Genomic DNA, 19,166 nt, shown 5'->3' on the forward strand with positions numbered 1-19,166 from the left:
GGTCTATAGACGGCGCTTGCCCCGACGTTAGCGGGGTGGACGGAGCTTTGCTGAGCGAAATGACGACCTTCGACGATCGGGAAAAGGCCTTCGAAGCCAAATACGCCCTCGATCAGGAGCAGGAGTTCAAGGCCATCGCCCGGCGCAACCGGATGCTGGGCCTTTGGGCTGCGGAAAAGATGGGCCTGTCGAGCGAAAGCGCGGACCAGTACGCCGCCGCCGTGGTGCGCGCCGATTTCGAGCAGCCGGGCGACGAGGACGTGTTCCGCAAGGTCGCCGGCGACTTCAAGGCCTCGGGCCTGTCGGTTTCGGAGGGCGAGATTCGCTCCAAGATCGACGAGCTGGCCTCGATCGCCCGCGAGCAGATCCGCGCCGGCGAGTAATCGCCTCGGTCTTTGGACCGATCTGAGAATTCGAAAGGGCCGCACCCGGGGGAAAGTGCGGCCCTTTCTTCTTGCCGGGGACGTTGGGGGGATGTCTCACCCGGCGTACTGTGCGTCTCGCGCCCCTGAAGAACACCAGGGCCGAGATTTGGTTTCAGGCATCGCCGCCCGAAACCAAATATTTTTTACGGCATCAGAACCGTGTCGACGACGTGGACGACGCCGTTCGATTGGCCCACGTCGGCCTGCGTGATCGTGGACTTGCCGCCTTTGGCGTCGGTGATGACCCAGGTGTTGTTCGGGCCGGCCGAAACCTTCAGTTCTTCGCCCTGAACCGTCTTCAGCGTGGCGGTGCCGCCGTTGGCCTCGGCCTGGGCGGCGATATCGGCGGCCGTCAGACGACCGGCGACCACGTGGTAGGTCAGGATCTTGGTCAGATCAGCCTTCATCGCCGGCTGCATCAGGCTGGTGCGCGTCGCCTCGGGGATCTTCTCGAAGGCGGCGTTGTCAGGGGCGAAGACGGTGAACGGACCCGCGCCTTGCAGGGTGTCGACCAGGCCGGCGGCCTTCACGGCGGCGACCAGGGTCGTCAGGTTGGAAGCCTTGGAAGCGTTGGCGACGATCGTTTCGTTCGGGCTCATGGCCGCGCCGCCCACCATCGGGTCAGTCGCGGGGGCCATGGCGGCGCCGTCGGCCGGGGCCATGGCGGTCGATTCCGCCGGCGTCGTGGCGGCCGGCTCGTTGTTGCCGCAGGCGCCGAGCGCCATCAGCGCGCCGCCGGAGACAGCGACGAGCATAAGATTGCGAAGTTTGGTCATGTGTTTCGTTCCCTTTGGGCCGCTCTCAAGGCGGTAACGGGAACGTTACGCGTGACACCGCACAATGGATGCATTCCGCGCGACAAGATATCGCAGCTTCGCCATTGAGTTTTCACTCGCAATTCTATGCTGCTTTGCAGCAAGAAACCTATCGTTCAATCAGATCAGTCAACGAATTCCAGATGTTCGCCTTGCCTGCCAGTGGAATCGCATGAGCTGGGCTGGATGAAGGCAGGTCGACAAGGCGAACCCCTGCGACGTCGCCGATAATGCGCCGTCCCAGCTTGGCCGCCAGCTTTCCGTTGAAGGCGACCGCCCTCAGCCGGGGCAAGCCGCCGATCAGTCCGCGCAGATCGGCTGCCTCCGGCGAGCGGATCGCCGCATCGAGACTGCCCGACCGCTCCGCCGAAGCAATCACATCCCACAGTCCCACGCCGCGCGCCTTCAAACGATCCAGCCGCTGCTCATAGCGGAGGGCTAGAAGGTCCTCGCCCAACACACCGCCGATCAGGGGCCAAAAGGCGTTGCGCGGATGGGCGTAGTACTGCGCCGCCTTCAGCGAGGCGTCGCCGGGCAAGCTGCCTAGGATCAACAACCGGGTTTCCGTATCGACGACGGGTGCTAAGCCGATGCGTCGGACGTCGGTCACGCGTCTCCGAACACCCGCTTGAACACCACGTCCACGTTCTTGGTGTGGTAGCCCAGGTCGAACAGGGCCTCGAGCTGGTCGGCGGGCAGGGTGACGCGGCCGTCGGCCTTCAGGAAATCCAGGAAGGCGCCTTCGCCGCGCCAGACCTTCATGGCGTTCTCCTGAACGGCGGCATAGGCGTCTTCGCGCGACACGCCGGCCTGGGTCAGGGCCAGCATGACCCGCTGCGAGTGAACCAGACCGCCCAGGCGGTCGATGTTCTTCTGCATGTTCTCGGGATAGACGTTCAGCCGCTCGACCACATTGGCCAGACGGTGCAGGGCGAAGTCGAGGTGGATGGTGGCGTCCGGGCCGATGCCGCGCTCGACCGAGGAGTGGCTGATGTCCCGCTCATGCCACAGGGCGACGTTTTCCATCGCGGGCGTCACGGCCGAGCGTACCAGACGGGCCAGGCCGGTCAGGTTCTCGGTCAGGATCGGGTTGCGCTTGTGCGGCATGGCCGACGAGCCCTTTTGACCCTTGTCGAAGAACTCCTCGGCCTCGAGGACTTCGGTGCGTTGCAGGTGGCGGATCTCGACGGCGAGGCGTTCGACCGAGCTGGCGACGACGCCCAGGGCGGCAAAGAAGGCGGCGTGACGGTCGCGCGGGATGACCTGGGTCGAGACGGGTTCGACGGTCAGGCCCATCTGGTCGGCGACATACTGTTCGACGGCCGGGTCGACATTGGCGAAGGTGCCGACGGCGCCCGAAATGGCGCAGGTGGCGATCTCTTCCTTGGCGGTGATCAGGCGGCGTTTGGCGCGTTGGAACTCGGCGTGATAGCCGGCCAGCTTCAGGCCGAAGGTCACCGGCTCGGCGTGGATGCCGTGCGAACGGCCCACGGTCGGGGTGTATTTATGCTCCTTGGCGCGGGTTTCCAGCGCGGCCAGAACCCGGTCGACGCCCTCGATAAGCAGGTCCGAAGAGCGCGCCAGCTGAACCGCGAAACAGGTGTCCAGCACGTCCGAGGAAGTCATGCCCTGGTGCAGAAAACGCGCTTCCTCGCCGACGATCTCGGCGACGTGCGTCAGGAAGGCGATGACGTCGTGTTTGGTGGTGCGCTCGATCTCGTCGATGCGGTCGGCGTCGAAGGTCGCATCCTTGCCCTTGGCCCAGATGGCGTCGGCCGATTCCTTGGGGATCACGCCCAGTTCGGCCATCTTCGTGGCGGCGTGGGCCTCGATCTCGAACCAGATCTTGTACTTGGTTTCCTGGGACCAGATGGCGGCGGCGACGGGGCGGGAGTAGCGCGTGATCATGGGCGGGTCGTGTCGGTCGTGGGGGGCGCGGAGTCAAGGTTTGCGGGACGGCGCGATTGACTTTGCCGGTCGTTGTCCCAGATTCAGCGCGCTTTCAGGAGGACGACCTCCCCCACATGGGACCAACGCCGGGACGACCCGACGCCATGCAGGGAGAATGTCATGGCCTGGGTATTCCTTCTTTTCGCCGGCCTGCTCGAAGTCGTCTGGGCGTTTCTGATGAAGGCGTCGGCCGGCTTCACGCGACCTTGGCCGACGGTGGGCATGATCGTATTCATGATCGGCTCTTTCGGTCTGCTGTCGCTGGCGATGAAGACCCTGCCTCTGGGCACGGCCTACGCCATCTGGACCGGCATCGGCGCAGTCGGCGCCTTTGTGGTGGGTGCGGTCTTTCTGGGCGAGCCGCTGACGCCGCTAAGGATCGCGGGCGTCGCCCTGGTCGCATCGGGCCTGGTTGTGCTGAAGGTGGCGGCGAGCCATTGATGGCGGCGACAGGAGACGCGTGATGGAACTGGTGATCGGCGACAAGGCCTATTCGACGTGGTCGCTGCGGCCGTGGCTGGTGCTGAAACATTGCGGCGCGGTCTTCGATGAGATCGTCGTGCCGCTGAACCAGCCCGACACCGATCAGCGCATCCGCGAGCATTCGCCGTCCGGCCTCGTCCCGGTGCTGAAGGTCGAGGGCGAGGTGATCTGGGATTCGATGGCCATCGCCGTCTGGGCGGCCGAACGCTATCCGCAAGCCCGCCTCTGGCCTTCGGACGCCCATGCGCGCTGGCTGGCGCGTTCGGCGGCGTGCGAGATGCATGGCGGCTTCACCGCCTTGCGCACGGCCTGTTCGACCGGCCCGGATCACTGGATGGTCGGCCCCAGTCGCGCGCCCGCGCCGGATCATCCGGGACTGGCCAAGGATTTGCGCCGGATCGTCGAACTGTGGCGGAGCCTCCGTGAGCGGTTCGGCGCGGGCGGCCCCTATCTGTTCGGCGACTGGTCCGTGCCGGACGCCTTCTTCACGCCGGTCGCCGCCCGCATCCGCCATTTCCAGTTGGACCTCTCAGCGCACGGAGACGACGGCACGGCCCGGGCCTATGCCGAGACCTTGCTGGCTCATCCGCATTTTCTTGAGTGGGAAGCGGACGCGCTGGGCTTAACGCACGACAACCATCCCGGCTGACGCAGCGTTAAGCGGACGCTGTTATTTCGATGGGGATGACGCGCCCGATCCTGCCCAGCCCTTCGACCCAAGCCGCTGCGCGCGGCCTCAATCCGGTTATGGCCTATGGGCTTGCGGCCCTGGTCGGGGCGGCGTTTTGGGCCAGCCTGCTATTTGCGATCTTCTAAGAGGTCAGCGCGCCCCGGCGATGGGCGTCGTTTCGGCGATCAGGACCGGCTCGGCCTGCGGCGGCGGGGCGACGTAATCCAGCGCCATCGGCACGGCGCGCGCGCCCGACGCCACGGCGTCCAGCGTCTTCAGCGGTCCGCCGAACAGCCGCTGATAGATCCAGTAGCTGGCCATGACCTTTTCGACGTAGTCGCGCGCCTGGGGCACGTCGATCGTCTCGATCAGCAGCAGGGGATCGGCGTCCGCGCCCAGTTTCCTGACGGCCGCCAGCATCGGTCCGGGACCGGCGTTGTAGGAGGCCACGGCCCGCAACAGATCGCCTTGGAAGGCCGGCAGGGCCAGCATCTTGTTGATGTAGGCCTGGCCCAGACGCATGTTGACCGCCGGAACCAGCAGCTTGGTCGGGTCCGAGACGAAGGTGCGATCGCCGGTCATCTCGGCTGCCGTCGTCGGCATGACCTGCATCAGCCCATAGGCGCCGACGCTGGAGCGGGCGTTGGGATTGAAGTCGGTTTCCTTGCGCGCCAGGGCGTAGACCAGCGCCCGCTCAATGACGAATCCGCCTTCGGGCGTTAGGTCTGGGATGGGGTAGCGCGTCGCGTCGATGCGCGTGGCGTCGCCGTTGTTGACCGGCAGGATGGCGCGCGCCAGGGCCGTCCACATCTTGGCCGCATCGCCGACGGCGGTGCGCAGCCCGGACCGCAGTTCCGTCTCGGCATCGGCGTTGCGCCCGACCTCATAGAAGGCGACGGTGCGTTTGGCGCGGGCGTCGGCCTGAACGAAGGCTTCCAGGGCGGTCGGTTCGACGGCGGCGCTCTGGGGCACATAGGCGGCGCGACGCAGGCGGGGCTCGGCCTCATAGGGGCGAGGGCCCATGTTCTCGATCGTCGGCTCTTCTCCGAGCTGACGCAGGGCGATCTGGCCATAGAAGGTGGCCGGCCACTGGGCCGACAGACGCAGATAGTCGGTGACGCGGTCCTGACGCCCCGACTGGGCGGCGGCGCGCGCGGTCCAGAAGGCGGCGCCGGCGCGCACCCAGGCATCCTCGGTCGGATCGTTGGCGACGCGTTCGAAGGCGGCGAAGGATTCGTGGAACTGGCCCAGACGCCATTCCGCCAAGCCGACCGTCCACCAATCGCCGATCTGGCGCCCCAGGGCCGACGCCCCGGTCAGGTCGTCGTTGTTGTAGGCGACGCGCGCCGCCTTGGCCGGATCGATGACGCCGCCGTCGCCGGACACGGCGCTGACTAGGCTGTTCCAGGTGCGGCCCAGCACGCCGCCAGGGCGTACCGGCTCGGGCGCGCCGTCGGGGCGACGACGCAGCGCCAGCGTATAAACGCGGTCCGCGCACGGCAGATCCGAATAGGTCTCAAGCCAGGCCGTCAGCTCTTCGTAGGTGGCGACATGATCGGGATGGAACAGGCTTTCGAACTCGACCTGACCCAGCAGCACGCGGTCCTGCGCCTGACGGGCCGCCGTGCGGGCCGTCTCGATGTCGCCGCGTCGCAGGGCGTCGAAGGCGGTGGTGTAGGAGATTCTGTCGGCCGAACTCAGCGCGGTGGGGCGCCCGGAACCGGCTCCGGCCTCGGCGGTTGATCCGTAGGGCGTCTCGGCGGTCGCGGCCGTCGTGGCGGCGCAGAACGCAAGGACAAGCGTCGACGCGAGGATCGCGCGGCGGAACAGAAACATAAGCGGCGGCCCCCTCGTTGGCGACGCGCGTAAGATACAGGCGCGTGTATGGCGATCGGTCGTCAGCATGCGAACATGCCGCGATTAGCCTTGTTCTTCAACCGAGTCCGTTTCAAGGCGAACGGCCAGCGAAAGCAGATCAGCCCACACCTGCCGCTTGGCTTGCGGCTGACGCAGCAAAAAGGCGGGATGCAGGGTCGGCATGACGGGCGCCGACACCGCCCCCTCCAGCAGGCGCCATTCCTTCCAGACGCCGCGCAGTTTCATGATGCCTTCCTCGGCGCCGAGCACCGACTTGGCCGAGGCTGCGCCCAGCAGCAGCACGGCCCTGGGCTTCAGCAGGGCGAATGCGCGCTCGACGAAGGGCGCGCACACCGCCTGTTCCTGCGGGCTGGGGGTGCGGTTGCCGGGGGGGCGCCAGAAGACCGTGTTGGTGATGAAGACCTTGTCGGTCAGGCCCGCCGCCGCCAGCATCCGGCCCAGCAGCTGCCCGGCCTTGCCGACGAAGGGCTGGCCTGCCCGGTCCTCATCCCCGCCGGGCCCTTCGCCGATAATCAGGACCGAGGCGTTGGGGTTGCCGCGTCCGAACACCGATTGCGTCGCGCCCATGCCGCGCAGCGGACAGCCCTCGAACGCTGCGACCGCCGCCGCCAGATCCTGAAGCGTCGCGGCGCCGGCGGCCAGCCGCCTCGCCTCGGCGAGGGCGTCATCGGCGTTGACGCCGGCCAGGGGCATGACGACCGAGGCCGTCGCCCTCTGCACCGCCTTGACGGCTGGCGGTGGGGCGATGTGGGTGTGATCGACGGGCGCATCGCCATAGCAGGCGTCGACCCCCGCATCCCGCCAGAAGGCGAGCAGGCTTTCGACTGCAGCGATGTCATGGGGTTGCGCGTTCATGTCTCGAACCACCGATAAGCCTTGACCGCCCTCGCGTCACCTTCCGATAAGCGGCATAACCACACAGATAACCGGGATTCAGGGGAAACCATGGCCGAAGACGCCATCGAAGGCGGCGCGGAGAACGCCCGTCAGGAAGCCATCATCGACAATCTGCCGCCGCTGGAGGCGCTGAACGGCGTCGAGCGCGAGATCATGGAATATGACGTCGTGATCGTCGGCGGCGGCCCGGCCGGCCTGTCGGCGGCCATCCGCCTGAAGCAACGTGCGGAAAAGGACGGCAAGGAGATCACCGTCGCCGTTCTGGAAAAGGCGGCCGAGGTCGGCGGTCATATCCTGTCGGGCGCGGTCATCGATCCCAAGGCGCTGAACGAGCTGTTCCCCGACTGGAAGGAACGCGGCGCGCCGCTGGAGACGCCGGTCACCAAGGACAAGTTCCTGCTGTTGGGGCCGCAAGGGTCGGCGTCGCTGCCGATGCCGCTGATGCCGCCCTTCATGCACAATCACGGCTGCTACATCGCCTCGCTCGGCAACGTGACGCGCTGGCTGGGCGAGCAGGCGGAGGCTCTGGGTGTCGAGGTCTATCCCGGCATGGCCGCCAGCCACGTCGTCTGGGAAGAAGAGACGGGTCAGGTGAAGGGCGTCGTCGCCGGCGTCTTCGGCATCGACCGCGAGGGCAAGCCGACCGGCGACTTCCAGCCCGGCATCGAACTGCACGGCAAGTACGTCTTCATCGCCGAGGGCGTGCGCGGCTCCCTGGCCAAGACCATCATCGCCAAGCACAAGCTTCAGGACGGCAAGTCGCCCCAGAAATACGGCATCGGCCTGAAAGAGCTGTGGCAGGTCCCGGCCAACAAGCACCAGCCCGGCCTTGCCCAGCACACCACCGGCTGGCCGCTGGACGAACACACCGGCGGCGGCAGCTTCCTGTATCACTTCGGCGATCGCTACGTCGCCGTCGGCTATGTGGTTCACCTGAACTACAAGAACCCGTTCCTGTCGCCGTTCGACGAGTTCCAGCGCTTCAAGCACCACCCCGAGATCGCCCAGCACCTGGAGGGCGGGACACGCATCTCCTACGGCGCGCGCGCCATCACCGAAGGCGGCCTGCAGTCGATCCCGAAGCTGAGCTTCCCCGGCGGCGCGCTGATCGGCTGTTCGGCCGGCTTCGTGAACGTGCCCCGCATCAAGGGCAGCCATAATGCGATGAAGACCGGCATGCTGGCCGCCGACGCCGCTTACGACGCTGTTCAGGCCGGGCGCGCGGGCGACGAACTGGTCGAATACCAGACCGCCTTCGAAAAGAGCTGGGTCTATAAGGAGCTGTCGGTCGTCCGCAACGCCAAGCCCCTGCTGTCTAAGTTCGGCACGACGCTGGGCGGGGCGCTGGGCATGTTCGACATGTGGTGCCGCACTCTTTTGGGCGGTCTGTCGCCGATCCCGACGCTGAAGCACGAAAAGACCGACGCCGCCTCGACCGGCCTGGCCGCCGACCACAAGGCGATCGCCTATCCCAAGCCGGACGGCAAGCTGTCGTTCGACAAGCTGTCGTCGGTGTTCATCTCCAATACCAACCATGCCGAGGACCAGCCGGCCCACCTGAAGCTGCTGGATCCGTCGATCCCGATCCGGGTCAACCTGCCCAAATACGGCGAGCCGGCGCGGCTCTACTGCCCGGCGGGCGTGTACGAGGTCGTCTATGGCGACGAGGCGGCCAAGGCCGATCCGCGCTTCGTCATCAACGCCCAGAACTGCGTCCACTGCAAAACCTGCGACATCAAGGATCCGTCGCAGAACATCGTCTGGACCACGCCCGAGGGCGGCGGCGGTCCCAACTATCCGAACATGTGACGGAACGGGGCAGGGGCGGTGTTCCGCCCTTGCCCGCCGCTGCAAAAGCGTGAAGGGTCCGGGCATGATCGCCTCCCGTTCTCGTCTGTTCGCCGCCTCCCTGACCGTCCTCGCCGTGGCGCTTGCCGGCCACGCCTCGGCTCAGGAAACGACCCCGCCCGCCCCGACGCCGGACACCCATCCGCCGGCCGTCATCCTGGAGCCGGGCCAGACGGCGCCGGGCCAGGCCACACCAGGTCAGGCGCCGACCGAGGCCGCGCCCGATCCTCACATCATCATCACCGATACGCCCGCGACGCCGGCGATCCCGGCCGTCTGGGCGCCGATCCCGACGAACGCCGAGGGCCGCAGCGCCTATGGCCTGTATCTGGCAGGCAAGCTGGCCCTGATGCAGGGCGAGGGGGCGACCGGCTCGGACTATCTGGCCCAGGCTGAACGACTGACGCCGGAACAGCCACGCGTCCGCGAACAGGCCTTCACCTCCGCCCTGCTGACCGGCGATCTGGACGTGGCGGCCGCCCTGGCCCCGACCGATGCGACGGCGTCTCCCGCGTTCGTCGAGGGCGGACGGCTGGTGCGTCTGGTTCAGGATTTCGTGCGCGGCGACGCCAGGACGCCGAACGCCGAACTGGCTCGTCAGCCCATCGGCGCCCCGCACGCCCGCGCCGGTCTACTGGTTGCGCCGTGGATCGCCGCCGCAGCCGGCGACTGGACCCGGGCGCTTCAGCCGGTCCCGACCGACGGAGATCCCCTGACCCTGGCCTTCGCCCGCATCAATCGCGCCGCCCTGCTCGAGAAGCGCCGCGACTATGCCGAGGCCGAGGTCGAGCTGAAGGCCGCGTCCGAAGTCGCCGGCGTCGGCGCCCTGTTCAAACGCCCCTATGGCGAGTTTCTGGAACGGCGCGGACGCCGCGACGACGCCGTCGCCCTGTATGAAGCCGCCATGGCGGTGCAACCCGTCGATCCGGGCGTGGCCCGCGCGCTGCAACGTCTGAAGGACGGCGTCCGCCCGCCCGCCTTGCCCGACTTCCGCGAAGGCGCCGCCCAGGGACTGATCACCGCCGCCGCCCAGGCCTCGGCCGAGCGCGGCAATGAGTTCGCCGCCGTCTATCTGCGCCTCGCCCAGAACCTGCACGACGATGACGAGACGGAATATCAGCTGGCCCAGGTCCTCTCGCGCGCCGGTCTGAAGTCCGCCGCCCGCAACGCCCTGTCACGGGTCGGAAACGCCGATCCAAAACTCTATGCCGCCGCCCGCGCCCAGTTGGCCGTCGCGCTGGAAGAAGACGGCCAGTCGCAGGACGCGCTCAACGAACTGCGCCGCGCTGCGGCCGCCAGCCCCGACGATCGGCAGATCGCCTTGGTCTTGGCGGGTCAGCTGATGCAACTGAAGCAGCATGAAGAAGCGCTCGCCCTGCTGGATGGGCCGCTTCTGAACACCGCCGATCAGGGCGCCAGCGTCCACTTCCTGCGCGGCGCCGCCTATGAGGCGCTGGGTCGTGTTCCCGAGGCCGAGGCCGAACTGTGGGCCGCGCTTCAGACCGCGCCGAACGACGCCGACATGCTGAACTACCTCGGCTATCTGTGGGTCGATAAGGGGCTGCGAGTTCAGGAAGGCGCCGAGATGATCGCCCGCGCCCATGCGCTGGAGCCCGACAACGGCAACATCCAGGATTCGCTGGGCTGGGCGCAGTTCAAACAGGGCCAGTACGAGACCGCCGTCAACACGCTGGAAGAGGCCGTCGACAAGGAGCCGTCCAACGCCGAGATCAATGATCACCTCGGCGACGCCTATTGGAAGGTCGGCCGTCAACGCGAAGCCGTCTGGCTGTGGAACCGCGTCCTGGTGCTGGAGCCCGAACCCGAACGTCGGGCCGAGGTCGAACGCAAGATCGCCAATGGGCTGGACAGCGCGCCGAGCGCTCAGGGCGTCACGCAATAGGTCATGCCCGCCCTGACCGCCCTGGCGCCGGCCAAGATCAATCTGTTCCTTCACGTCGGAGCGGTGGACGCTGACGGCTATCATCCGCTGTCCAGCCTAGTCGCCTTCGCCGATGTCGGGGATCGCGTGTCGGTCGAGCCGGCGGATCGTCTGTCGCTGACGGTCGAAGGGCCTTTCGGCGCCGGGCTGGGCGCGACGGACGACAATCTGATCCTGCGCGCGCTGCGCCGATTGGGCGAGGCCTGCGATATCGGAGAGCCAAAGCTCAAGGTCACGCTGGACAAGCGCCTGCCCATCGCGGCGGGGTTGGGCGGCGGATCGTCCGATGCGGGCGCGGCGCTGAAGCTGGCGCGCGACGTCCTGGCGCTCGATCTCGACGACCACGCGCTTGAGGCGGTTGCGGGCGTCGTCGGCGCGGACGGGCCGATGTGTCTGCGGATGCGCTCGGCCTGGGCCGAGGGGAGGGGAGACGTGCTGACCGACGAACCCCGACTGCCGCCGCTGCCGGGCGTGCTGTTCAACCCCGGCGTCCCATCGCCGACCGGCGCCGTCTATCGCGCCTATGATCAAGGGCCGGTGCAGGCCGCCGACAGACCCACGCCGCCCCAGGACTGGTCAATCGCCGCCGTCATCAAATGGCTGTCGGCCCAGCGCAACGATCTTGAAGCGCCTGCGCTGGCCCTGACGCCGGCGATCGGCGCGGCCCTCTCGGCGGTGGCGGCGACCGACCAGATCGCCCTGACGCGAATGTCCGGCTCAGGCGCGACGGTGTTCGGTTTGTATCCCAGCGACGATGCGGCCCGATCTGCTGCGCGCGCACTGTCCGCCGCACATCCCACGGCCTGGGTCAAAGCAACGCAACTGTCCGTACAGCAACGCTGAAGCTTTGTGGCCGAATACCGGCGATCAGACTGCGAAACCGGCGATTTCGCCCAGGTCTCGCCCAGATCATCACAAACGTTACGCATTGTTTCGAAATCTCGGAACCAGATCACGGCGTTCTGATTTGAGTCGGCAGTTCCGATGTCTGGAACGGGTCGCCTTCTCCCTCGTGGCGATCCTCAAACAGGAAAAAGGAAATCGCCATGCTTCGTGCAAAATTGCTTGCCGCCACCGCCGTCGTCAGCCTGATGGCTGCCCCTGCTTTCGCCCAGGACATGACCGCCCCGGCGACCACGACGACGCCCGCCCCGGCGACCATGCCGCAAACCGATCCGGCCATGCCGGCCATGCCGCAGACGCCGGCGCCGACGGCTGAGACCGCCGCGACCACGACCACGACGGCAGAGGCGACCACGCCCGTCGCCGGCGAAACCGTCGTCGACAAGCTGAAGGCCAGTGGTCAGTTCACCACCTTGCTGGCCGCGCTGGACGCCGCCCAGCTGACCGACACCCTGGCCAGCCGCCCGGCCATCTCGATCTTCGCCCCGACCGACGCCGCCTTCGCCGCCGTGCCCGAGGCCGAGCGTACGCGTCTGATGGACCCGGCAAACGCCGCCGAACTGCGCCAGCTGCTGCTGTATCACGTCATCGTCGCCGACGTGACGCCCGACCAGATCATGGGCAAGAAGGGCGGCGTGGAGACGGCTGCCGAGAGCCAGGTCCTGCTGGACGGCACCGGTTCGGCCATCAAGGCCGACGGCGCGACCGTGGTCAGCGCCGAGTTGGACGCCTCGAACGGCGCCATCTTCCCGATCGACAAGGTCCTGAACCCGGCGAATTCCATGGCCGCCATGGGTGATGAAGAGGCGGCTGCGCCCGCCGAGGCTGCCGCTCCGGCCGCTGAGGCGACCCCGGCTGCTGAAGCGACGCCGGCTCCGACGGCGCCGAACGGGCAGCCCGCCGCGATGACGACGACCACGTCCTCGTCCCCGGTCGTCAATCCGACCGATGGTCAGGTCGATACCCCGGCAAACCCGCCGGTCGATGCGGCTGATCCCGCCGCCGACGGCGCGGCCGAAGCCAAGCCGACCCCGAACTGATCAGGGTCATCCACGCGCTCGCTCGGTAGCGTGTTGAAGCGGAAGGCGGCGGGCCCTATGGTCCGCCGTCTTTTTTGCAGCCCCTCCCCACGAGCCCGATTTGACCACCTCGACCGAGCCGCTCGCGTTTCAGGACCTGATCCTGACGCTCCACCGCTATTGGGGCGAGCAGGGCTGCGCCATTCTGCAGCCCTATGACATCGAGGTCGGGGCCGGCACGCTGCACCCCGCCACCGTCCTGCGCGCGCTCGGCTCGAAGCCGTGGAAGGCCGCCTACGTTCAGCCCAGCCGCCGCCCCGGCGACGGCCGCTATGGTGAAAACCCCAATCGCCTCCAACACTATTACCAATACCAGGTGATCCTGAAGCCGAACCCGGACAATCTTCAGGAACTGTACCTAGGGTCGCTGGCGGCGATCGGCATCGATCCGAAACTGCACGACATTCGCTTCGTCGAAGACGACTGGGAGAACCCCACCGTCGGCGCCTGGGGGCTGGGCTGGGAGGTCTGGTGCGACGGGATGGAGGTGACGCAGTTCACCTATTTCCAGGGCGTCGGCGGCATCGAGGTCGACGTGGTGTCGGGCGAACTGACCTACGGGCTGGAACGTCTGGCCATGTACGTCCAGGGCGTGGACAACGTCTATGATCTGAAGTTCACCAAGGAGGGCCTGACCTATGGCGAGGTCTTCCTCGAGAACGAGCGGCAACAGTCGGAAGCCAACTTCCACGGCTATGACGTCGACGGTCTGAAGCGCCGGTTCGAGGATATGGTGGGCGAGGTCCAGCGCCTGCTGGACATGCGTGGGCCGCAGGATCAGCCGCTGGTCCTGCCGGCCTACGACCAGGTTCTGAAGGCCAGTCACCTGTTCAACCTGATGGACGCACGCGGCGCCATCGCCGTCGCCGAACGCCAGAGCTACATCGGCCGCATCCGCGAACTCTGCAAAGCCTGCGCCCTCGCCTACGTCGAACAAGAGCGGTCCGTCGGATCGGCGTCGCTGCGCTCCTTGTCCGAGGATGACGGGATTTAATCGAATGCCTCAACTCCTCCTCGAAATCTTCTCCGAAGAAATCCCCGCCCGTATGCAGCAGGGCGCCGCGCGCGACCTGGAGCGTATGGTCTGCGACCGTCTGAAGGCCGCCGGCCTGACGTGGGAGGCGCTGACGGCCTATGCCGGTCCGCGCCGCCTGACCTTGGTGATCGACGGCCTGCCCACGGCCACGCCCGACCGCGAAGAAGAGGTCAAGGGCCCGCGCGCCTCGGCCCCGGAACAGGCGCTGGAAGGCTTCCTGCGCAAGACCGGCCTGACGCGCGATCAACTGACCGAGCGCGACGGCGTCCTGTTCGCCGTCCTGTCGTCCAAGGGCCGCGCCACGACCGATCTGGTCGCCGAGACGGTCGATCAGGTCGTCCGCACCTTCCCCTGGCCCAAGTCGATGCGCTGGGGGTCCGGCACGCTGCGCTGGGTGCGTCCGATCAAGCGCATTCTGTGCCTGTTCGACGGCAAGGTGGTCCCGTTCGAGATCGACGGCATTTCATCCGACGCGATCACCGAGGGGCACCGCTTCCTGGGCTCGGGCCAGCCGCTGAAGGTCAGCGACTTCGTCGACTACCGCACCCAACTGGAAAAGAACTTCGTCCTGCTGGACGTCGCTGATCGCAAGCTGCGCATTCTGGAACAGGCCAAGGCCGCCTGCACCGCGCGCGGCCTCGCCCTTGTCGATGACGACGGCCTGCTGGACGAGGTGGCGGGCCTGGCGGAATGGCCGACCCCGATCCTGGGCGACATGGACCCGCAGTTCCTGGCCCTGCCGCCCGAGGTCGTGCGCCTGTCGATGAAGGTGCACCAGAAGTATTTCGCCGTCCGCGATCCCTCCAAGGATGGCCTGGCGCCCAATTTCCTCGTCGTCGCCAATGTCGAGGCGACCGACGGCGGCAAGGCCCTGGCCGCCGGCAACAGCCGCGTCCTGTCCGCCCGCCTGAACGACGCCCGCTTCTTCTGGGACGAGGACCAGAAGGTCGGCTTCGACGCCTGGAACGCCAAACTGTCCGGCGTCACCTTCCACGCCAAACTGGGCACCCTGGCCGAGCGCGTCGAGCGCATCGCCGCCCTGGCCCGCGAGATCGCCCCACTGGTCGGCGCCGACGCCGACGAGGCCGAAACCGCCGCCCGCCTGTCCAAGGCCGACCTGCTGTCGGGCATGGTCAGCGAGTTTCCGGAACTGCAGGGGATCATGGGTGGCTATTACGCCCGTCTCGCCGGCCATTCCGACGCCATCGCCGACGCCGTGCGCGACCACTACAAGCCCCAAGGCCCCGCCGACACGGTCCCGACTGCGCCCGTCACGGTCGCCGTCGCCCTGGCCGACAAGCTGGACACCCTGGTCGGCTTCTTCGCCATCGACGAAAAGCCCACGGGGTCGAAGGACCCGTTCGCGCTGCGTAGAGCGGCGTTAGGGGTGATCCGGCTGGTGCTGGAGAATGGGGTGCGGGTGTCGCTCGACCGTCTCTTTGATCTTTCGAAACCTGGCGCTGATCCGTGGGGTTTCGTTTGGCCAGGGTTTGAGCTGATCCGCTTCCTTGTTGATCGCTTGAAGGTGATCTTGCGAGACAGCGGAGCCAGACACGATTTGGTCGACGCTGTTATCGAGACACGCAAAGGCAGCGAAGGCTTAGTAGACGACGACCTCGTCCGCATCGTGCGTCGGGTTGAGGCGCTGGCCGCCTTCCTCGCCACGGACGACGGGGCCAATCTGCTGGCCGGCTACAAGCGCGCTTCCAACATCCTGCGCGCCGAGGAGAAGAAGGGGCCGCTGCCGACCGGCATGGTTCAGACCGGCCTGCCGAACCAGCCAGAGGCCGAGACCACCCTGGCCTTCGCCGTCGGCGCCGCCCGCACCGCCGTCGAGGCCGCGCTGGAGACCGAGGACTTCGCCGCCGCCATGACGGCCCTGGCGCGCCTGCGCGCGCCCGTGGACCGTTTCTTCGACGACGTTCTGGTCAATTCCGACGTCCCGGCTGAACGCGAGAACCGCCTGAAGCTGCTGGGCCAGGTCCGCGACGTCATGGGTCAGGTCGCCGACTTCGGCCAGATCGCGGGGTAATGAGACGGCTTCCCTCTCCCAGTGGGAGAGGGCTTGAGCGCACGGCGGCGACAGCCGTCGTCCTGGCGCGAAAGGGTGAGGGTCGGGCGCGCGAGCTGGCCCACCAGCCGCCCCTCATCCGGCCCTCTGCACCACCTCCTCCGAATGGGAGAAGGCGCACTGCATTTGGCGTCAAGGAAACCGCGCATCCGCTCACGCATTGTTACATCCGCAATGGTCAAGGCCGCTCTCACGCGCTAGATCGTGCTGCATGTGCGAGCGGGGACAACCCGCCGGACGATCCGAAAAGCTCAGGGACTGCATGATGACTCAGTGGGTGTACGGCTTCGGCGGAGGCTCCGCCGACGGCGACGCGTCGATGAAGAACCTTCTCGGCGGCAAGGGCGCCAATCTGGCGGAAATGTCGTCGCTGGGTCTGCCGGTTCCCCCGGGCTTCACCGTCACCACCGAGGTCTGCACCCACTATTACGCCAACAACGAGACCTATCCGGCCGATCTGGACGCCCAGGTCCAGGCCGCCCTGGCCAAGGTCGAGGGCGTGGTCGGCAAGACCTTCGGCGATGTCGATAACCCGCTGCTGGTGTCGGTGCGGTCGGGCGCGCGGGCGTCCATGCCGGGCATGATGGACACGGTGTTGAACCTGGGCCTGAACGACCAGACGGTCGAAGGTCTGGCGAAACTGTCGGGCGACCGCCGCTTCGCCTTCGACAGCTATCGTCGCTTCATCACCATGTATTCCAACGTGGTTCTGGGCCTCAGCCACGACGATTTCGAAGAGGTGCTGGACCAGCACAAGGATCGCCTGGGCGTCACGGTCGACACCGATCTGACCGCCGCCGACTGGGAGAAGGTGGTCGCCGACTACAAGGCCGTGGTCGAGCGCGAACTGGGTCACGCCTTCCCGCAGGATCCCAAGGACCAGCTGTGGGGCGCCGTGGGCGCCGTGTTCGAAAGCTGGATGAACGACCGGGCGAAATTCTATCGCCGCATGCACGACATCCCCGAAAGCTGGGGCACGGCGGTCAACGTCCAGTCGATGGTGTTCGGCAACATGGGCGAGACCTCGGCGACCGGCGTGGCCTTCACCCGCAACCCCTCGACCGGCGAGGCGCGCCTGTACGGCGAGTTCCTGATCAACGCCCAGGGCGAGGACGTGGTCGCGGGCATCCGCACGCCGCAGTCCCTGACCAGGATCGGCCGCGAGGAGATGGGCGAGACCGCCCCCTCTATGGAAGAGGCCATGCCTGAGGTGTTCGCCCAGTTCGTCGACGTCGTCGGCAAGCTGGAAAGCCACTACCGCGACATGCAAGACATCGAGTTCACGGTCGAACAGGGCCGTCTGTGGATGCTGCAGACCCGCAACGGCAAGCGCACCGCCAAGTCGGCGCTGAAGGTCGCCGTGGACCTCGCCGCCGAGGGCGTGATCTCCCAGGAAGAGGCCATCAGCCGGGTCGAGCCGTCGGCGCTGGACCAGCTGCTGCACCCGACTCTGGACCCCGATGCGGCGCGCACCGTGGTCGCCGCCGGCCTGCCGGCCTCGCCCGGCGCCGCGACCGGCAAGATCGTGTTCGACGCCGACGAGGCCGAGCGCATGTCGGGTCTGGGCGAAGCGGTCATCCTAGTGCGCGAGGAAACGAGCCCCGAGGATATTCACGGCATGCATGCGGCGCGCGGCATCGTCACCGCCCGCGGGGGCATGACCAGCCACGCCGCCGTCGTGGCGCGCGGCATGGGCCGGGCCTGCGTCTCCGGCGCCGGCGAGATCCATATCGACGAGGCCAAGGGCACCTTCACCGCGCGCGGCCGCACCTTCAAGGCCGGCGAGGTCATCACCATCGACGGCTCCAAGGGCGAAGTGCTGGACGGCGCCGTGCCGATGATCGAGCCGGAACTGACCGGCGACTTCCAGACCCTGATGGGCTGGGCCGACAAGGTGCGCCGCCTGAAGGTCCGCGCCAACGCCGAGACCCCGCTGGACGCCAAGACCGCGCGCGGCTTCGGCGCCGAGGGCATCGGCCTGTGCCGCACCGAGCACATGTTCTTCGACGACACCCGGATCGCCGCCGTGCGCGAGATGATCCTGGCCGACGACGAGAAGGGCCGTCGCGCGGCGCTGGCCAAGATCGCGCCGTTCCAGAAGTCGGACTTCGTGGAACTGTTCGAGATCATGGCCGGCCTGCCGGTGACGGTGCGCCTGCTGGACCCGCCGCTGCACGAGTTCATCCCCCACACCGAGGAAGACATCGACGCCCTGGCCGCCTCGTCCGGCATCGACGCCGAGAAGCTGAAGCGCCGCGCCAAGGAGCTGCACGAGACCAACCCCATGCTGGGCCATCGCGGCTGCCGCCTGGGCGTCGCCTATCCCGAAATCTACGAGATGCAAGTCCGCGCCATCATCGAGGCGGCGCTGGAGGTCAAGCAGAAGTCGGGCACCGCGCCCCTGCCGGAGATCATGCACCCGCTGGTCGCCCTGGGCCTTGAGATGAAATATCTGCGCGAGCTGACCGATCGCACGGCCAAGGCCGTGTTCGAGGAGACGGGCCAGAGCATCGACTATCTGGTCGGCACGATGATCGAACTGCCACGCGCCGCCATCCGCGCCGGGGACCTGGCCGAATACGCCCAGTTCTTCAGCTTCGGCACCAACGACCTGACCCAGACGACGTTCGGCATTTCGCGCGACGATTCCGGCCGGTTCCTGCAGGCCTATCTGGACAAGGGCATCTTCGAGACCGATCCTTTCGTGCGTCTGGACCAGGACGGCGTGGGCGGCCTGATCGAGATCGCCGCCGAGCGCGGGCGCAAGGTCCGGCCCGAGGTCAAGCTGGGCATCTGCGGCGAACATGGCGGCGACCCGTCGTCGATCGCCTTCTGCGAACAGGCGGGTCTGGATTACGTCTCCTGCTCGCCCTACCGCGTGCCGATCGCCCGTCTGGCGGCGGCCCAGGCCGCGCTGAACGTGGAGCGCGAGAAGGACCGCTAGGCCTTCTCAGCAGGACGAACCAAGGAAGGGCGGTCTCTGTCGAGGCCGCCCTTTTTGCTGCGGCGCCACAAAGTCGCCGATCTTGACGGAACGCTGTATGTGTCCCGGCGTCCACAGGCATTCGTCGTGTTTTCGCGCCTCTGGAACAGATGACGCCGTGACCTATTTAAGCACTCGCTGGATGGGGCTGATGATCGGCTCGGTCATCACATCTAGGAGTTAATA

General features: G+C 67.2%; 16 protein-coding genes. 11 read left to right on the plus strand and 5 right to left on the minus strand.

Annotated features, from left to right (window positions below; translation table 11 throughout):
* Positions 1-59: 59 nt before the first annotated feature.
* Complete coding sequence (locus tag Q9R14_RS00960; protein ID WP_039244540.1) at positions 60-383, plus strand: DUF1476 domain-containing protein; 324 nt, start codon at positions 60-62, stop codon at positions 381-383.
* Between the two features lie 185 nt (positions 384-568).
* On the opposite strand, the gene Q9R14_RS00965 is transcribed toward Q9R14_RS00960, so the two are convergent.
* From Q9R14_RS00965 to purB, 3 genes are all read right to left on the minus strand, one after another.
* Positions 569-1,201: a fasciclin domain-containing protein gene (locus Q9R14_RS00965; RefSeq protein ID WP_055752966.1), complete on the minus strand. Its 633-nt coding sequence runs from the start codon at positions 1,199-1,201 to the stop codon at positions 569-571.
* A 148-nt stretch (positions 1,202-1,349) separates the two neighbouring features.
* Entirely contained in the window at positions 1,350-1,850 is a 501-nt protein-coding gene (locus Q9R14_RS00970) for a DNA-deoxyinosine glycosylase (RefSeq protein WP_306003150.1), read from the minus strand.
* A complete protein-coding gene (purB, locus tag Q9R14_RS00975) occupies positions 1,847-3,148 on the minus strand; it encodes an adenylosuccinate lyase (protein WP_306003151.1) in 1,302 nt (433 codons plus the stop codon). Before purB ends, Q9R14_RS00970 begins: the two co-directional genes overlap by 4 nt.
* 162 nt (positions 3,149-3,310) lie before the next feature.
* On the opposite strand from purB, the gene Q9R14_RS00980 reads away from it, so the two are divergent.
* From Q9R14_RS00980 to Q9R14_RS00990, 3 genes are read left to right on the plus strand one after another with little or no spacing between them, the layout of a single operon-like run.
* Positions 3,311-3,631 (plus strand): multidrug efflux SMR transporter, encoded by a 321-nt coding sequence (locus Q9R14_RS00980; RefSeq protein ID WP_306003152.1) that lies wholly within the window; start codon positions 3,311-3,313, stop codon positions 3,629-3,631.
* A 22-nt stretch (positions 3,632-3,653) separates the two neighbouring features.
* A complete protein-coding gene (locus Q9R14_RS00985) occupies positions 3,654-4,322 on the plus strand; it encodes a glutathione S-transferase family protein (RefSeq protein WP_306003153.1) in 669 nt (222 codons plus the stop codon).
* A gap of 29 nt (positions 4,323-4,351) precedes the next feature.
* The gene (locus Q9R14_RS00990; RefSeq protein WP_306003154.1) at positions 4,352-4,489 is read left to right on the plus strand and encodes a hypothetical protein; all 138 of its coding nucleotides are present in this window, start codon (positions 4,352-4,354) and stop codon (positions 4,487-4,489) included.
* 4 nt (positions 4,490-4,493) lie between these two features.
* Here the strand turns inward: Q9R14_RS00990 and Q9R14_RS00995 are convergent, their stop codons facing one another.
* Both Q9R14_RS00995 and Q9R14_RS01000 read right to left on the minus strand, forming a co-directional pair.
* Complete coding sequence (locus Q9R14_RS00995) at positions 4,494-6,179, minus strand: lytic transglycosylase domain-containing protein (RefSeq protein WP_242077136.1); 1,686 nt, start codon at positions 6,177-6,179, stop codon at positions 4,494-4,496.
* An 84-nt stretch (positions 6,180-6,263) separates the two neighbouring features.
* A complete protein-coding gene (locus tag Q9R14_RS01000) occupies positions 6,264-7,076 on the minus strand; it encodes a uracil-DNA glycosylase (RefSeq protein WP_306003155.1) in 813 nt (270 codons plus the stop codon).
* A gap of 195 nt (positions 7,077-7,271) precedes the next feature.
* Here Q9R14_RS01000 and Q9R14_RS01005 point away from each other — a divergent pair, with 195 nt between their 5' ends.
* The 7 genes from Q9R14_RS01005 (at position 7,272) to ppdK (ending at position 18,941) form a co-directional block, all read left to right on the plus strand.
* Positions 7,272-8,927 (plus strand): electron transfer flavoprotein-ubiquinone oxidoreductase, encoded by a 1,656-nt coding sequence (locus Q9R14_RS01005; RefSeq protein ID WP_306004102.1) that lies wholly within the window; start codon positions 7,272-7,274, stop codon positions 8,925-8,927.
* 64 nt (positions 8,928-8,991) lie between these two features.
* Positions 8,992-10,869, plus strand: a complete 1,878-nt coding sequence (locus tag Q9R14_RS01010; RefSeq protein WP_306003156.1) for a tetratricopeptide repeat protein — start codon at positions 8,992-8,994, stop codon at positions 10,867-10,869.
* Positions 10,870-10,872: 3 nt separating this feature from the next.
* Positions 10,873-11,751, plus strand: a complete 879-nt coding sequence (locus Q9R14_RS01015; protein WP_306003157.1) for a 4-(cytidine 5'-diphospho)-2-C-methyl-D-erythritol kinase — start codon at positions 10,873-10,875, stop codon at positions 11,749-11,751.
* 203 nt (positions 11,752-11,954) lie between these two features.
* Positions 11,955-12,851 (plus strand): fasciclin domain-containing protein, encoded by an 897-nt coding sequence (locus tag Q9R14_RS01020; RefSeq protein ID WP_306003158.1) that lies wholly within the window; start codon positions 11,955-11,957, stop codon positions 12,849-12,851.
* Positions 12,852-12,951: 100 nt separating this feature from the next.
* Positions 12,952-13,884, plus strand: coding sequence for a glycine--tRNA ligase subunit alpha (locus Q9R14_RS01025; protein ID WP_306003159.1), 933 nt, complete (start codon positions 12,952-12,954; stop codon positions 13,882-13,884).
* A gap of 4 nt (positions 13,885-13,888) precedes the next feature.
* A complete protein-coding gene (glyS, locus tag Q9R14_RS01030) occupies positions 13,889-15,958 on the plus strand; it encodes a glycine--tRNA ligase subunit beta (protein WP_306003160.1) in 2,070 nt (689 codons plus the stop codon).
* Positions 15,959-16,259: 301 nt separating this feature from the next.
* Entirely contained in the window at positions 16,260-18,941 is a 2,682-nt protein-coding gene (gene ppdK, locus Q9R14_RS01035) for a pyruvate, phosphate dikinase (RefSeq protein ID WP_371929741.1), read from the plus strand.
* Positions 18,942-19,166: the final 225 nt, after the last annotated feature.

The organism is Brevundimonas sp. C43 (genome assembly GCF_030732185.1).
GTDB classification, from domain to species: domain Bacteria; phylum Pseudomonadota; class Alphaproteobacteria; order Caulobacterales; family Caulobacteraceae; genus Brevundimonas; species Brevundimonas diminuta_C.

Excerpts from the sequence above, each read along its gene's own strand:
- Q9R14_RS00960 (WP_039244540.1), top strand. The coding sequence starts at position 60 with ATGACGACCTTCGACGATCGGGAAAAGGCCTTCGAAGCCAAATACGCC.
- Q9R14_RS00965 (WP_055752966.1), bottom strand. The coding sequence starts at position 1,201 with ATGACCAAACTTCGCAATCTTATGCTCGTCGCTGTCTCCGGCGGCGCG.
- purB (WP_306003151.1), bottom strand. The coding sequence starts at position 3,148 with ATGATCACGCGCTACTCCCGCCCCGTCGCCGCCGCCATCTGGTCCCAG.
- Q9R14_RS00980 (WP_306003152.1), top strand. The coding sequence starts at position 3,311 with ATGGCCTGGGTATTCCTTCTTTTCGCCGGCCTGCTCGAAGTCGTCTGG.
- Q9R14_RS00985 (WP_306003153.1), top strand. The coding sequence starts at position 3,654 with ATGGAACTGGTGATCGGCGACAAGGCCTATTCGACGTGGTCGCTGCGG.
- Q9R14_RS00990 (WP_306003154.1), top strand. The coding sequence starts at position 4,352 with ATGGGGATGACGCGCCCGATCCTGCCCAGCCCTTCGACCCAAGCCGCT.
- Q9R14_RS00995 (WP_242077136.1), bottom strand. The coding sequence starts at position 6,179 with ATGTTTCTGTTCCGCCGCGCGATCCTCGCGTCGACGCTTGTCCTTGCG.
- Q9R14_RS01000 (WP_306003155.1), bottom strand. The coding sequence starts at position 7,076 with ATGAACGCGCAACCCCATGACATCGCTGCAGTCGAAAGCCTGCTCGCC.
- Q9R14_RS01005 (WP_306004102.1), top strand. The coding sequence starts at position 7,272 with ATGGAATATGACGTCGTGATCGTCGGCGGCGGCCCGGCCGGCCTGTCG.
- Q9R14_RS01010 (WP_306003156.1), top strand. The coding sequence starts at position 8,992 with ATGATCGCCTCCCGTTCTCGTCTGTTCGCCGCCTCCCTGACCGTCCTC.
- Q9R14_RS01015 (WP_306003157.1), top strand. The coding sequence starts at position 10,873 with ATGCCCGCCCTGACCGCCCTGGCGCCGGCCAAGATCAATCTGTTCCTT.
- Q9R14_RS01020 (WP_306003158.1), top strand. The coding sequence starts at position 11,955 with ATGCTTCGTGCAAAATTGCTTGCCGCCACCGCCGTCGTCAGCCTGATG.
- glyS (WP_306003160.1), top strand. The coding sequence starts at position 13,889 with ATGCCTCAACTCCTCCTCGAAATCTTCTCCGAAGAAATCCCCGCCCGT.
- ppdK (WP_371929741.1), top strand. The coding sequence starts at position 16,260 with ATGATGACTCAGTGGGTGTACGGCTTCGGCGGAGGCTCCGCCGACGGC.